Raw genomic sequence first — 12,504 nt, 5'->3', positions numbered from 1 at the left:
TGGTCACAGCAGGTAGTGGTCGACGAGCAGCGCCGCGAACAGCGCGCTCAGGTGGATCAGCGAGAAGCGGAAGGTCTTGCGCGCCAGCGCGTCGGAATACTCGCGCCACAGCCGGAAGCCGTACCAGGTGAAGCCCGCGCTGAGCACGAGCGCGGCGGCCAGGTAGATCCAGGAGCTCATGCCGTAGGCGAAGGGCATCAGGCAGGCGGCGAACAGCACGATCGTGTACAGCAGGATCTGCAGCCGGGTGAACTCGTTGCCGTGCGTCACCGGCAGCATCGGCAGGCCGGACTTGCGGTAGTCCTCCACGCGGTACAGCGCCAGCGCCCAGAAGTGCGGCGGCGTCCACAGGAAGATGATCAGGAACAGGATCAGCGCCTCCGGGCCGACGTCGCCGCGCAGCGCCGCCCAGCCCAGCACCGGCGGCATCGCGCCGGAAGCGCCGCCGATCACGATGTTCTGCGGCGTCAGCGGCTTGAGCACTACGGTGTAGATCACGGCGTAACCGATGAAGGTGGCGAGCGTCAGCCACATCGTGAGCGGGTTGACGAACTCGAACAGGATCCAGGAGCCCAGCGTGCACAGGCCGACGGAGAACAGCAGCGTCTGGTTGTCGCCCAGCTCGCCCTTGGCCGTGGGCCGCCAGGCCGTGCGGCGCATCTTCGCGTCGATGCCCTTCTCCACCAGGCAGTTGAAGGCCGCCGCCGCGCCGGCGACGAGCCAGATGCCGGCGCAGGCGATCAGGGCCAGGCGCACGTCGCCCCACGAAGGCAGGCCCGGCACGGCGAGCACCATGCCGATCAGGGCGCAGAAGACGATCAGCTGCACCACCCGCGGCTTGGTCAGGTGGTAGTACTGGCGCGCGATCGATCCGGTCATTGGGCTAGCCTCCGCGCTGCGCGCTGCGGCATTCGCCTTGGGGCGGCCCGGCGGCTCATGCCGACACCTCGCGCGCGTGCACGGTGGCCACGCTGTCCACGCGCTCGGCGCGGCTTTCGCGCAGCGCCCAGGTGAGCGCCACGACGAGCGCGGCGGCGCCGCCCGTGTGCGCCACGGCGGCCACCAGCGGCCAGCCCAGCACCACGTTCGACAGGCCGCTCGCGAACTGCCACAGCGCCAGGCCGGCGACGATGCGGCTGGTGCGATGCAGCGCCCCGCCGCGCAGCCGCCACGCGAGCACGCCCAGCACGACGAACAGCGCATAGGCAACGAGCCGGTGCGTGTAGTGGATCGCGGTGAGCGCGGCGAAGGTGATGTGCTCGCCCGCGCCCGTCATGCCGAGATGGCGCCACAGCTCGAAGCCCTGGTGGAAGTTCATGACGGGCCACCAGCTGCCCTGGCAGGTCGGGAAGGTGCTGCAGGCGAGCACGGCGTAATTGGTGCTCACCCAGCCGCCCAGCGCGACCTGCAGCCACAGCAGCGCATAGGCGCCCACCAGCCAGCGCCGCGCCGAAGCGGGGATCACGAAGGCGCCGCTGCCGCGCTGCGCCTGCCGGTACGCCACCGCCTGCATCGCCAGCAGCGCGAGCAGCACCATGCCGCCCAGCAGGTGCAGCGTGACGATGGCGGGGAACAGCTTCATGGTGACCGTGAGGGCGCCGAAGGCGCCCTGCACGCACACCCACACCAGCGTGAACAGGGGCCAGCGTGGCTGCACGGGCACGCCCCGCTTGCGCTGCAGCCAGGTGGCGGCGGCCAGCGTCGTGATCAGCACGCCCACGCCGGTGGCGAGGTAGCGGTGGATCATCTCCACCCAGGCCTTGCCGTGCGTGACGGGGCCGCTGGGCAGGCGCGCCTCCTCGGCGCGGATCTCCGCCAGCGCGCCGGTGGGGCTGGCGTTGCCGTAGCAGCCCGGCCAGTCGGGGCAGCCCAGGCCGGAATCGGTCAGGCGCGTGAAGGCGCCGAACAGGACGAGGTCGAAGGTGAGGAACAGCGTGAGCACGGTGAGCGCGGCGAGCCGCTGCGCCGGCGCCGCGCGCTTGTTGCGCAGCCACACCCACGCGAGCGGGCCCGAGGCCACGGCGATGCCCAGCAGCGCGACGCGCAGCGCCGGGGCGAGGTCGTACAGCTCGCCCATGCTCAGGATCCCGGCCGGCCCGGCTGGTCCCAGCCGGCGGAAGCGCGCATCAGGCGCTGCAGGTCCTGGCGGACGCGGGTCGCCTCCTCGGGCGTGTGCGCCGGCGGAAAGCGCATCATCCAGTGGCCCATGGGATCGACCACGTACAGGTGGTCGGCCAGTTGCCGGCCGGCGGCCGGCGACAGCCAGTCCGCCAGCTGCTTCGCGTCCACGCGCAGCACGGTCGCCTGCTTCAGCGCCGGCAGCAGCTCCGGGCGCACCGGCGCGTCGTCGTCCACCAGCCAGACCCAGTCCAGCCGGTCCTTGTCCTTGCCCAGGCTCTCGCGCAGCTGCCGCTGCAGGTAGAGGTGCTCCTCGCAGACCTGCGGGCAGGCGCCGCCCGCCACGCTCACCAGCAGCCACTGGCCCTGCAGCGTCGGCAGGCTCACCTTGCCGCCCTGCAGGTCGGTGCCCGTCAGCGACGGGATGGGCCGCTGCGGCTCGATCAGCTCGCCGTGGCTGGTGCGCGCCTGCGGGCGCACGACGTAGTACATGAAGTACGAGGCGATCACGGGCGCCGCGCACACCAGCAGGACCAGCAGCATCTTCCAGCGGCCGCTGCGCGTGCGCCGGGCGTCGGCCAGCGCGGCGTCCTGCGGCTGCGGCAGCGAATGCACCGTCAGGCCCAGGGGCTGGTCAAGGGCGCCGGGCTTGGCGGCGGGGGAGGACGAGTTGGAACCAGACATACAGGATGGCGATCAGCGCGGCCATGGCCCACCACTGGAAGGCGTAGCCGTAATTCTTCCCGGCGCCGCTGCCGGCCTGGGGCCACTGCCGCAGCAGGCCTTCGGAGGCGGCGCCGGTCTGCTGCACCGACAGCGGGAGCAGGGGCAGGCCCGTCTCCGCGCGAAAACGGGCCAGGTCGAGATTCTGCCGGATGGCGCCCTTCTCTTCCTTGTCGAAGGCGTATAGCTTGGCGGGGGGCGGGGCCAAGCGCCCGCGGACCTCCACGGGGCCGGCGGGCGTGGCCACCTGCGGCAGGGCCTCGCGCCGCTCGAAATTGCGCTGCACCCAGCCGCGCTGCACCAGCACGACCGACTGGCTGCCCGCGATGCGCAGCGGCGTGACGACGTAGAAGCCCGGCACGGCGTTCATCTGCCGGTTGTCCAGGAAGACGGTGTACTGGGGCAGCCACTCGCCGTGCAGCAGCACGGTCCGGTGCAGCAGTTGCGTCTCGGGCGCCTTGGCGGCCAGCAGTTGCGCCGCGTCGACGGGGCCGGCGCGCTCGCGCTGCTCGATGGCCTCCTGCAGGGCGCTGCGCTGCGCCCCGCGGCCCCATTGCCAGAAGCCCAGGCTCGTGGTGAGGGCGATGCCCGCGACGGCGGCGAATGCGATGACCAGGCGCTTCAGCATGCGGGACGGCCGGCGACCATAATTCCCGGCATGAAGTACTTCGTGATCCTGGCCTTCCTCGCCATCATCGCCAGCCTCGGCTCGGCCCTCTTCTTCATGATGCGCGACGGCCGGGACGGCAAGCCGAAGACGAACAACATGGCCCGCGCGCTGGCGTTCCGCGTCGGCTTCTCGATCCTGCTGTTCGTGTGCATCCTGGTGGCCTGGAAGCTGGGATACATCCAGCCCTCGGGAATTCCCCTGCGCAAGTGAGAAAGGGCCGCTCGCGCGGCCCTTGCGGTTTCGTCATCCCCGCGAAGGCGGGGACCCAGGGCATTCAGAGCCAGTACACCAGGGTGTACAGGAACAGCCACACCACGTCCACGAAGTGCCAGTACCAGGCCGCGCCTTCGAAGCCGAAGTGGCGTTCCGGGGTGAAGTGGCCCTTCATCAGGCGGATGGTGATGAACAGCAGCATCAGCATGCCGACGATCACGTGGAAGCCGTGGAAGCCGGTCAGCATGAAGAAGGTGGAGCCGTAGGCGCCCGAGCTGAGCTTGAGGTTCATCTCGGTGTAGGCGTGGAAGTACTCGTAGCCCTGCACGATCGCGAAGGCCAGGCCCAGCAGCACGGTGACCCACATCCACAGCACGGTGGCGCCGCGCTTGCCGTCGCGCAGCAGGTGGTGCGCGATGGTCAGCGTCACGCCCGAGGTGAGCAGGAGCGCCGTGTTGATCGTCGGCAGCCAGAACGGCGTCATCGTCTCGAAGGGCTCGATGATGCCGGCCGGCGAGGCGGTCACGCCCGGCGCGTGGGTGGGCCAGACGCCCTGGAAGCCGGGCCACAGCAGGGCGTTGTCGACGCTGCCGAGGGCCGGCACCGAGTGCGCGCGCATCCACCACAGCGCGGTGAAGAAGGCGCCGAAGAACATCACCTCCGAGAAGATGAACCAGCTCATGCTCCAACGGTAGGAGATGTCGATCTTGCGGCCGTACTGGCCGCTCTCGCTCTCCCGCGCGGAGTCGCGGAACCAGTGGAACAGCACCCAGAACAGCCACAGCAGGCCGCCCAGCAGGGAGTACTTGCCCCAGCCGTGGCCGTTGATCCAGTTGGCCGCGCCGAAGATGACGAAGAACAGCCCGAGGGCCGCCAGCGCCGGGTGGCTGGAGGGCTGGGGCACGAAGTAATGGGGCGTGGTCCCCGGTGCGCTAGAGCTCATGTCGACTCCTGATCCTCTTTCCTAATTCTTGACGACCCAATGGACGACGGCGACCAGCCCGCCCACGAACACGGCCAGGACGAAGAGCCCCACGGCCACCACGTGGAAGGGGCTGACCCGGCCCAGGTCCTCCTCGTATTCACTTTTCTTGCGGATGCCGAGCATCGCCCACAGCACCGTCTTCAGGCTGCGCATGGCGCTCATCCCGGCGCTCCCGGCGTCTTCGCGCCCACCTCGAAGAAGGTGTAGGACAGCGTGATCGTGGTCACGTCCTTCGGCAGCTTGGGGTCGATGACGAAGGCCACCGGCCACTGCTTCTTCTCGCCCGGCGCCAGCGTGTACTGGTTGAAGCAGAAGCACTCCAGCTTGTTGAAGTGCGGCCCGGCCTGGCGCGGCGCGTAGCTGGGGATGGCCTGCGCGGACATCGTGCGGTCCTGCACGTTCTGGAACTCGTACATCACGGTCGCCAGCTCGCCCGGATGCACCTGCAGCGAGCTGCGCTCCGGCTTGAAGCTCCAGGGACCGCGGGCGTTGGCGTCGAACTCCACCGTGATCGTGCGGCTGGTGTCGACCTGGCTGTTGGCCCGCGCGACCGAGTTGCCGGGCACCTGGCGCTCGCTGAGCGCCAGGATGTTGATGCCCGTGAGCTCGCAGATGTGCTTGTACAGCGGGATCAGCGCGTAGCCGAACACGAACATGCCGGCCGCCACGACGGCCAGCTTGCCCACCATCTTCCGGTTCTCGGACGCGCGCGACACTACTTCCCCAGCAGGGCCATCTTGGCGATGAAGCCCAGGAACAGGACCAGCGCGACCGACGCCAGGATCAGCGCCAGGCGCAGGTTGCTCTTCTTGCGGTCGTCGTCGGCCATCACTGCTCGCTTCAGGGGTTCAGTGCACGCCGCCGGGGTGCTCCGGCTGCACGCGGGCGTCCAGCACGCGGGTGGCCGTGGCGTCCAGGCGCGGGGGCACCGCGAAGGTGTGGAAGGGCGCCGGCGACGGCACTTCCCACTCCAGGCCCTCGGCGCCCTTGCCGTCGGGGTCGTTCCAGGGGCGCTGGGGCGCGGGCTCGCCGCGGCCGCGCAGCACCGGCAGCACGATCCAGAAGAAGAAGTACACCTGCGCCAGGCCGAAGGCGAACGCGCCGATCGACGAGATCGCGTTGAAGTCGGCGAACTGCATCGGGTAGTCGGCGTAGCGGCGCGGCATGCCGGCCAGGCCCAGGAAGTGCATCGGGAAGAAGGCGACGTTGAACGAGATCAGCGACCACCAGAAGTGGATCTTGCCGCGCGTCTCGTTGTACATCACGCCCGACCACTTGGGCGACCAGTAGTAGAAGCCGGCGAACAGGGCGTACAGCGAGCCGGCCACCAGCACGTAGTGGAAGTGCGCCACGATGTAGTAGGTGTCCTGCAGCAGCAGGTCGATCGGGGCCATGGCCACGATCAGGCCGGTGAAGCCGCCCATCGTGAACACGAAGATGAAGCCCACCGCGAACAGCATCGGCGTCTCGAAGGTGAGCGAGCCCTGCCACATGGTGGCCGTCCAGTTGAACACCTTCACGGCCGTCGGCACCGAGATCAGCATCGTCGCGTACATGAAGAACAGCTGCCCGGTCACCGGCATGCCGGTGGTGAACATGTGGTGCGCCCAGACGATGAACGACAGGATCGCGATGGCGGCGACGGCGTACACCATGGAGGCGTAGCCGAACAGGCGCTTGCGCGAGAAGGCGGGCACGACCTGGCTGATGATGCCGAAGGCCGGCAGGATCATGATGTAGACCTCGGGGTGGCCGAAGAACCAGAAGATGTGCTGGTACATCACCGGGTCGCCGCCGCCGGCCGGGTTGAAGAAGGTCGTGCCGAAGTGGCGGTCGGTCAGCGTCATCGTGATGGCGCCGGCGAACACGGGCATCACGGCGATCAGCAGGTAGGCCGTGATCAGCCAGGTCCAGCAGAACAGCGGCATCTTCATCAGCGTCATGCCGGGAGCGCGCATGTTCAGGATGGTCACGATGATGTTGATCGCGCCCATGATCGAGCTGGCGCCCATGATGTGCAGGGCGAAGATCGCGTAGTCGAGCGACGAGCCCATCTGCAGCGACAGCGGCGCGTACAGCGTCCAGCCGGCGGCGGGCGCGCCGCCGGGGATGAAGAACGTCATCGCCAGCATGATGCCCGCGGGGATCAGCAGCCAGAAGCTGAAGTTGTTCATCCGCGCGAAGGCCATGTCGGGCGCGCCGATCTGCAGCGGGATCATCCAGTTCGCGAAGCCCACGAAGGCCGGCATGATCGCGCCGAACACCATGATCAGGCCGTGCATGGTGGTGAACTGGTTGAACAGCTCGGGGTTCACCAGCTGCAGGCCGGGCTCGAACAGCTCGGCGCGGATGCCCATGGCCAGCAGGCCGCCGAATATCAGCATGGTGAACGAGAACAGCAGGTACAGCGTCCCGATGTCCTTGTGGTTGGTCGCGAAGACCCAGCGCCGCCAGCCGGTGGGCGCGTGGTCGTGGTGGTCGTCATGGTGGCCGACGTGGCCGTGCGGGTCGAGAACTGCGCTCATGGTTTCCTCTTTTTCCTCTGCCCCGGATTACTTGCCGCGCTGGGCCAGCACTTCGGCCGGCTGCACGACCTGGCCCGTCTTGTTGGACCAGTGGTTCTTCGTGTAGGTGATCACGGCGGCGATGTCCGTGTCGGACAGCTGCTTCCAGGCGGGCATGGCGTTGCGGCCGTTCAGCACCACGTGGATCTGCTTGGCCTTGTCGGCGTCCAGCACGATGGGCGAGCCGTCCAGCGGCAGGATGGGGCCCGCGCCCTTGCCGTTGGGCTGGTGGCAGGCGGCGCAGTTGGCGGTATAGACCTTCTCGCCGCGGGCGACCAGGTCGGGCAGCGTCCAGACCTTGGACGGGTCGTCGGCCTTGGCGGCCATGATCTTCTTCTGGTCGCCGGCCCACTTCACGAAGTCTTCCTGGCTCACGACCTTCACGTGGATCGGCATGTAGGCGTGCTCCTTGCCGCACAGCTCATAGCACTGGCCGTAGTAGTCGCCCACCTTCTCGGCGCGGAACCAGGTGTCGCGCACGAAGCCGGGGATGGCGTCCTGCTTGACGCCGAACTGCGGCACGCTCCAGGAGTGCACCACGTCGTTGGCCGTGGTGATGATGCGGACCTTCTTGTTGACCGGCACCACCATCGGGTTGTCGACCTTCAGCAGGTAGTCGTTCGGCTGCTGGCCGGCGGACGGGTTGTTCGACATCTCGCGGTGCGTCGGGTCCAGCGTGGCCAGGAAGCTCACGCCCTGCGCGTCGCCGGTCAGGTAGTCGTAGCCCCACTTCCACTGGTAGCCGGTGGCCTTGATGGTGAGGTCGGCGTTGCTGGTGTCCTTGGAGGCGACCAGCACCTTGGTGGCCGGCAGCGCCATCAGGATCACGATGACGAAGGGAATGACCGTCCAGACCAGTTCCACCGTCACCGACTCGTGGAAGTTGGCGGGCTTGTGGCCGACCGACTTGCGGTGCTTCCAGATGGAATAGAACATCACGCCGAACACGAGCACGAAGATCACCGTGCAGGTGATCATCATGAACCAGTTGAGCCAGGACAGCTCGTGGGCGATGCGCGTGACGCCCGGGTCGAGGTTCATCTGGCGCACGGCCGGGCCGCCCGGGAGGTCCTGCACCGCCGCCGCTGCCGTGCCGGCCAGCGCGCCGGCGAGCGTGAGCAGCGCCGCGATCTTCGAAATACTCTTCATCGTTTTCAGCCTCAAGCCTTCAAAAAACCCGTCCCGCGACCACGGCCGCTACGCCTCGCGCAGCGCCCTGCGGATCTCCCGCGCCAGCGCCGGCCGCAGCTCCGGCCGCACGTAGCGCCCCACGTTCACCCGACGGCCCTGCCCCGACACCTCGATCAGGGACCGGTCGTCCACGGCCGGCTCCACGCGGACCCAGTCGCGGTTGAATTCCGCCCTTTCGGTCCGACCTGCGTTCTCCAGCTCCACCACGAGGCGCCGCCCCGACAGGGAGATGTGCTCGCGGTCGGCCGCGTGCCGCGCGTAGGCCAGGAAGGCGATGCCGACGGCCGCCAGCTCGAGCCACGCGAAGGGGAGGACCATCACCGCACCCTGGAACCACAGGAACGTCCCGATTCCGAGCGTCACCACGCACAGCGAGGCGTAGAGCCGGCCCAGCTGGGCCGGCGTCACCGAGCAATTGCGCCCCAGGAACCAGTGGATGGCCTGGCCCTGGACGGTGGCGAAGCGGAAGAGAGGTTCCGACACGGGCGACGCACCAAAATCAACCGTGCATTGTAGCCCTGCCCATGTGCCACTTTTCCGCCACAGTGGGTTTGATGCCGCGCAAGCGCCCGCGCGTGCGCGCTTGATGCAGGTCCAAAGGACTCGTTCAGCGGGCGGCGCGGTCCTTCTTCAGCATCGCGCGCATGTCGGCCATGGAAACCGAGGTGGCTTCGCCCGGCCGGATGCGCGGCAGCGGCTTGAAGGCGTGGCCGTAGACGATCTCGAAGGTGAGCGCGAGCCTGCCGTCGGCCGCGCGGAGTCCGGAGAGCGCCTGCTCCAGCGCCGCGCGCCAGCCCCGCCCCCGCAGCGCGGGGAAACGCGCGCGATGCAGGTTGGCCCCGAGCTCGCGCAGCTCCTGCAGCAGGCGCCCGGGCGTGTCGAAGGCGAGCGTGATGCGTTCCATGTCCATCACGGGCTCGGCGAAGCCGGTGTTCACGAGCAGGTCGCCCCAGTCGTGCATGTCGGTGAATTCGTGCGCGGGCGGCGGCCAGCCGAGCGCGGCGTAGAGCGTGCGCAGCTCGCGCAAGGTGTCGGGCCCCAGGCAGGAGAACATCAGGAAGCCGTCGACGGCCAGCGCGTCGTACCAGGTGCGCAGCAGCGCCTCGGGGTCGGCCACCATGTGCAGGTGCATGTTGGACCACAGGAGCTGGACGGCGCCCGCCTGCAGCGGGCCGAACTGCGGGCCCCCTCCCCGGCCCTCGCCCAGCGGGGCGGGAAGGTAGCGGCGCCAGCCCTGCGGCACCAGGCGCTCGCGCGCGACGGCGGCGCGCGCGGCTTCGGGCTCGACGACGTGCACGCGCGCCTGCGGATAGCGGCGCGCGACGCTCGCGTGCGCGGCGAGGCCGCCGCGCACCGGCTCCCAGTCGGCCCACGCGGCGGGGGAGCGCTTGATCCACTGCAGGCGGTCCTGCATGCGCTGCCCCACTTCCTCGTGCAGCCACGGGCTTCCGGCGGGCGCGGCGTGCTGCCAGCGGGCGGCCGCCGCCGGGTCGATGGTCGGGGGAAGATCGGAGGCCATGGGAAAGGGGCTGCCAGTATATTGAGCCCATGCGCACCGCCTGGCTGCAGCGCTTCGCCGAGGGCCCGCCCAGCCGCTGCGCGGTGTGCGGCGCGTGGCCCGCGCAGGCCGTGTGCGACGGCTGCGTGCAGGCGTTCGCCGCGCCCGGCCATCGGTGCAGCCTCTGCGCCCTGCCGCTCGCCGCGGGCGCCGCCGTATGCGGCGCCTGCCTGCGCGAGCCGCCGCCGCTCGACGCCTGCTTCGCCGCCGTCGCGTATGCCTATCCCTGGTCCGGGCTGGTGGCCCGCTTCAAGTTCGGCGGCGAGCCGGGCTGGGCGCGGGCGTTCGCGCAGCGCATGGCGGCCGTGCCGGGCGTGCGCGAGGAGATCGCGCAGGCGGACCTGGTGCTGCCATTGCCGCTCGCGCCGCGGCGGCTCGCCGAACGCGGCTTCAACCAGGCGCTGCTGCTCGCACGCGCGCTCGCGCCCGACAAGGTGGAAACGCAGCTGCTGCTGAGGCTGCGCGAAACGGGCGCGCAGGCCGCGCTGGACCGGCGCGGACGCCAGGCCAACGTCGCCGGCGCCTTCGGGCTCGAGCCGCTGCGCGCGCAGGAGGTGCGCGCGAAGGCAGTGCTGCTGGTGGACGACGTGATGACCAGTGGAGCTTCTCTTCACGCCGCCGCGCGGGCGCTGCGCCAGGCGGGCGCGCGGCGCGTGGCGGCCGTGGTGCTCGCGCGCACCGAGGAGAATTGAGGGGATGTTCCACATCGTCCTGGTCACGCCCGAGATCCCGCCCAACACCGGCAACGTGATCCGGCTGGCCGCCAACACAGGGTGCGCCCTGCACCTGGTCGAACCCCTGGGCTTCTCGATGGACGACCGGCAGCTGCGCCGCGCCGGGCTCGACTACCACGAGTACGCGCCGGTGCGCCGGCACGCGGACTGGAACGCCTTCCTCGCGGCGGAACGGCCGGAGGCCTCGCGCCTGTTCGCGCTCAGCACCCGCGGCACGCGCGCCGTGCACGACGTGGCCTTCGCGCCCGGCGACTGGCTCGTCTTCGGCTCCGAGACGCGCGGGCTGGACAAGGCGCTGCTGGAGAGCTTCGCGCCGGCGCAGCGCCTGCGCCTGCCGATGCGGCCCGGGCAGCGGAGCCTCAACCTGTCGAACGCCGTGGCCGTGACGGTGTTCGAGGCCTGGCGCCAGCAGGGTTTCGCGGGCGCAGCCTGACCGCGCTTGCCCCAGGGCACACAAGCAATACTCCGTTGCACACGGCTGGGTTTGAAAGTGGCGGAGGGGTCCTGCATCTGCCCTCTAACCGGCCCGACCAGGGTAGGCCAGGCAACCCAGACTCCTTTCTTGAGCCCGCCTCGCGCGGGCTCTTTTTTGCGCCATGTAACCGGATGCAGCGGCTCAGGCGTAGCGCCGGGTCAGCGATTCGGCGACGCAGACGGGCTTGTCGCTGCCTTCGCGCTCGACCGTGACCTCCCAGGTCATCTGCCAGCCATCCTCGGCGATGGACTTGCATTCGAGCAGCTTCATGCGCGCCCGCAGCCGGCTGCCGACCGGCACCGGAGCCGTGAACCGGACCCGATTCAGGCCATAGTTGACGCCCATGCGCGTGTCCTTCACCACCATCGCAGATTCGAAGAACTTCGGCAGCAGCGACAGCGTGAGGAAGCCGTGCGCGATGGGCGCCCCGAACGGGCCGGCCCGGGCGCGCTCCACGTCCACGTGGATCCACTGGTGGTCGCCCGTGGCCTCGGCGAACAGGTCCACCTGCTGCTGGGTGACGGTGATCCAGTCGCTGGTGGCGACCTCCTGGCCCACCAGGGCGGGAAGTTCGGCGAGGTGCTCGAAGACTCTCATGCCGCGCAATGTAGCGCGGCGCGCGCGGCCGCGGCGCTCAGCCGTCGAGCCAGCGCCAGATGCCCTGCCACTGCTCGAGGTCGCGCTCCACCTTGGCCGGGGACAGGTCGGACAACGTCAGCCCGCGCGCCGCGAGGTGCACGTAGTTCTGCGTGGGCCGCAGGAAGCCCAGCACGGGCAGGCCGAGGCTGGCCACGAAGTCCCGCAGCTTGTCGGCGGCGATGGTGCGCGCGTCGACGCGCGTCCCGACGATGCCCACCTGCATGCGTCCCGCCTTGCGGTGCTGCGCCAGCTCGTCGAGGAAGGCCCGCGTGGCGTAGATGTCGAAGATGCTGGGCTGCAGCGGCACGATCACCTTGTCGGCCAGGCGCATGGTTTCCTGGAGCATCTTGCCCTGCATGCCCGCGGGCGTGTCCAGCACCACGTGCGTCGTGCCCTTGGGCGGCCGGGCGACCAGGCCCTCGCCGACGTCCCAGCTGCTGATGGGGCGGGCTTCGGCGGGCCGCAGGCGCAGCCACAGGCGCGAGGACTGCTGGCGATCCGCGTCGCCCAGCATCACCTGGTGGCCCTGGCTGGCCCAGTAGCCAGCGACATTGGTGGCGACGGTCGTCTTGCCGACCCCGCCCTTGGGATTCGCAACCACAACGACCGGCATCGACGGGCTCCTGTGCTGCGC

General features: G+C 69.7%; 17 protein-coding genes. 3 read left to right on the top strand and 14 right to left on the bottom strand.

The annotated features are described in order from the left end of the window. Positions 1–3: 3 nt before the first annotated feature. The 4 genes from cyoE to ACY0MJ_RS19660 are packed head-to-tail and all read right to left on the bottom strand — an operon-like array spanning position 4 to position 3,469. On the bottom strand, positions 4–879 hold the full coding sequence (gene cyoE, locus ACY0MJ_RS19675; RefSeq protein ID WP_462640240.1) for a heme o synthase: 876 nt from the start codon (positions 877–879) through the stop codon (positions 4–6). Between the two features lie 55 nt (positions 880–934). After that, entirely contained in the window at positions 935–2,077 is a 1,143-nt protein-coding gene (locus tag ACY0MJ_RS19670; protein ID WP_462640239.1) for a COX15/CtaA family protein, read from the bottom strand. A 2-nt stretch (positions 2,078–2,079) separates the two neighbouring features. Beyond that, positions 2,080–2,802, bottom strand: a complete 723-nt coding sequence (locus ACY0MJ_RS19665; RefSeq protein WP_462640238.1) for an SCO family protein — start codon at positions 2,800–2,802, stop codon at positions 2,080–2,082. Then, a complete protein-coding gene (locus ACY0MJ_RS19660; protein WP_462640237.1) occupies positions 2,753–3,469 on the bottom strand; it encodes an SURF1 family protein in 717 nt (238 codons plus the stop codon). The genes ACY0MJ_RS19665 and ACY0MJ_RS19660 overlap by 50 nt, the downstream gene beginning before the upstream one ends. Before the next feature lie 30 nt (positions 3,470–3,499). Here ACY0MJ_RS19660 and ACY0MJ_RS19655 point away from each other — a divergent pair, with 30 nt between their 5' ends. Then, positions 3,500–3,721 carry a twin transmembrane helix small protein gene (locus tag ACY0MJ_RS19655; protein WP_462640236.1) on the top strand — a complete coding sequence of 74 codons (222 nt, stop codon included), beginning with the start codon at positions 3,500–3,502 and terminating at the stop codon, positions 3,719–3,721. A gap of 64 nt (positions 3,722–3,785) precedes the next feature. On the opposite strand, the gene ACY0MJ_RS19650 is transcribed toward ACY0MJ_RS19655, so the two are convergent. The 8 genes from ACY0MJ_RS19650 to ACY0MJ_RS19615 all read right to left on the bottom strand — a co-directional run bounded on the left by ACY0MJ_RS19650 (position 3,786) and on the right by ACY0MJ_RS19615 (position 9,983). Then, complete coding sequence (locus ACY0MJ_RS19650) at positions 3,786–4,667, bottom strand: cytochrome c oxidase subunit 3 (protein ID WP_462640235.1); 882 nt, start codon at positions 4,665–4,667, stop codon at positions 3,786–3,788. A 21-nt stretch (positions 4,668–4,688) separates the two neighbouring features. After that, positions 4,689–4,871 (bottom strand): DUF2970 domain-containing protein, encoded by a 183-nt coding sequence (locus ACY0MJ_RS19645; protein ID WP_462640234.1) that lies wholly within the window; start codon positions 4,869–4,871, stop codon positions 4,689–4,691. Further along, complete coding sequence (locus tag ACY0MJ_RS19640) at positions 4,868–5,425, bottom strand: cytochrome c oxidase assembly protein (protein WP_462640233.1); 558 nt, start codon at positions 5,423–5,425, stop codon at positions 4,868–4,870. Before ACY0MJ_RS19640 ends, ACY0MJ_RS19645 begins: the two co-directional genes overlap by 4 nt. Continuing rightward, positions 5,425–5,538 carry a cytochrome oxidase small assembly protein gene (locus ACY0MJ_RS19635; RefSeq protein WP_462640232.1) on the bottom strand — a complete coding sequence of 38 codons (114 nt, stop codon included), beginning with the start codon at positions 5,536–5,538 and terminating at the stop codon, positions 5,425–5,427. Before ACY0MJ_RS19635 ends, ACY0MJ_RS19640 begins: the two co-directional genes overlap by 1 nt. 19 nt (positions 5,539–5,557) lie before the next feature. After that, positions 5,558–7,234, bottom strand: coding sequence for a cytochrome c oxidase subunit I (gene ctaD, locus ACY0MJ_RS19630; protein WP_462640231.1), 1,677 nt, complete (start codon positions 7,232–7,234; stop codon positions 5,558–5,560). 27 nt (positions 7,235–7,261) lie between these two features. Further along, a complete protein-coding gene (coxB, locus tag ACY0MJ_RS19625) occupies positions 7,262–8,422 on the bottom strand; it encodes a cytochrome c oxidase subunit II (RefSeq protein ID WP_462640230.1) in 1,161 nt (386 codons plus the stop codon). A 48-nt stretch (positions 8,423–8,470) separates the two neighbouring features. Continuing rightward, positions 8,471–8,947: a DUF2244 domain-containing protein gene (locus tag ACY0MJ_RS19620; protein ID WP_462640229.1), complete on the bottom strand. Its 477-nt coding sequence runs from the start codon at positions 8,945–8,947 to the stop codon at positions 8,471–8,473. A gap of 124 nt (positions 8,948–9,071) precedes the next feature. Beyond that, positions 9,072–9,983: a biotin synthase gene (locus tag ACY0MJ_RS19615; RefSeq protein WP_462640228.1), complete on the bottom strand. Its 912-nt coding sequence runs from the start codon at positions 9,981–9,983 to the stop codon at positions 9,072–9,074. A 29-nt stretch (positions 9,984–10,012) separates the two neighbouring features. On the opposite strand from ACY0MJ_RS19615, the gene ACY0MJ_RS19610 reads away from it, so the two are divergent. Together ACY0MJ_RS19610 and trmL are read left to right on the top strand one after the other, a co-directional pair. Then, entirely contained in the window at positions 10,013–10,714 is a 702-nt protein-coding gene (locus ACY0MJ_RS19610) for a ComF family protein (RefSeq protein ID WP_462640227.1), read from the top strand. Positions 10,715–10,718: 4 nt separating this feature from the next. Beyond that, on the top strand, positions 10,719–11,189 hold the full coding sequence (gene trmL / locus ACY0MJ_RS19605; RefSeq protein WP_462640226.1) for a tRNA (uridine(34)/cytosine(34)/5-carboxymethylaminomethyluridine(34)-2'-O)-methyltransferase TrmL: 471 nt from the start codon (positions 10,719–10,721) through the stop codon (positions 11,187–11,189). A gap of 183 nt (positions 11,190–11,372) precedes the next feature. On the opposite strand, the gene ACY0MJ_RS19600 is transcribed toward trmL, so the two are convergent. Both ACY0MJ_RS19600 and ACY0MJ_RS19595 read right to left on the bottom strand, forming a co-directional pair. Continuing rightward, positions 11,373–11,828, bottom strand: a complete 456-nt coding sequence (locus tag ACY0MJ_RS19600; RefSeq protein WP_462640224.1) for a MaoC family dehydratase — start codon at positions 11,826–11,828, stop codon at positions 11,373–11,375. Positions 11,829–11,865: 37 nt separating this feature from the next. Further along, positions 11,866–12,483, bottom strand: coding sequence for a ParA family protein (locus tag ACY0MJ_RS19595; protein WP_462640223.1), 618 nt, complete (start codon positions 12,481–12,483; stop codon positions 11,866–11,868). Positions 12,484–12,504: the final 21 nt, after the last annotated feature.

The sequence above is a fragment of the Ramlibacter sp. bp-362 genome, from assembly GCF_054956735.1.
The sequence above is the reverse complement of the archived record's forward strand: the minus strand, read 5'-3'. Positions and strand labels throughout refer to the sequence as shown.

Coding starts and splice junctions, on each gene's coding strand:
- trmL (WP_462640226.1), top strand. CDS start 10,719: ATGTTCCACATCGTCCTGGTCACGCCCGAGATCCCGCCCAACACCGGC.
- ACY0MJ_RS19600 (WP_462640224.1), bottom strand. CDS start 11,828: ATGAGAGTCTTCGAGCACCTCGCCGAACTTCCCGCCCTGGTGGGCCAG.
- cyoE (WP_462640240.1), bottom strand. CDS start 879: ATGACCGGATCGATCGCGCGCCAGTACTACCACCTGACCAAGCCGCGG.
- ctaD (WP_462640231.1), bottom strand. CDS start 7,234: ATGAGCGCAGTTCTCGACCCGCACGGCCACGTCGGCCACCATGACGAC.
- ACY0MJ_RS19645 (WP_462640234.1), bottom strand. CDS start 4,871: ATGAGCGCCATGCGCAGCCTGAAGACGGTGCTGTGGGCGATGCTCGGC.
- ACY0MJ_RS19670 (WP_462640239.1), bottom strand. CDS start 2,077: ATGGGCGAGCTGTACGACCTCGCCCCGGCGCTGCGCGTCGCGCTGCTG.
- ACY0MJ_RS19655 (WP_462640236.1), top strand. CDS start 3,500: ATGAAGTACTTCGTGATCCTGGCCTTCCTCGCCATCATCGCCAGCCTC.
- ACY0MJ_RS19665 (WP_462640238.1), bottom strand. CDS start 2,802: ATGTCTGGTTCCAACTCGTCCTCCCCCGCCGCCAAGCCCGGCGCCCTT.
- ACY0MJ_RS19660 (WP_462640237.1), bottom strand. CDS start 3,469: ATGCTGAAGCGCCTGGTCATCGCATTCGCCGCCGTCGCGGGCATCGCC.
- ACY0MJ_RS19635 (WP_462640232.1), bottom strand. CDS start 5,538: ATGGCCGACGACGACCGCAAGAAGAGCAACCTGCGCCTGGCGCTGATC.
- ACY0MJ_RS19610 (WP_462640227.1), top strand. CDS start 10,013: ATGCGCACCGCCTGGCTGCAGCGCTTCGCCGAGGGCCCGCCCAGCCGC.
- ACY0MJ_RS19615 (WP_462640228.1), bottom strand. CDS start 9,983: ATGGCCTCCGATCTTCCCCCGACCATCGACCCGGCGGCGGCCGCCCGC.
- ACY0MJ_RS19650 (WP_462640235.1), bottom strand. CDS start 4,667: ATGAGCTCTAGCGCACCGGGGACCACGCCCCATTACTTCGTGCCCCAG.
- ACY0MJ_RS19595 (WP_462640223.1), bottom strand. CDS start 12,483: ATGCCGGTCGTTGTGGTTGCGAATCCCAAGGGCGGGGTCGGCAAGACG.
- coxB (WP_462640230.1), bottom strand. CDS start 8,422: ATGAAGAGTATTTCGAAGATCGCGGCGCTGCTCACGCTCGCCGGCGCG.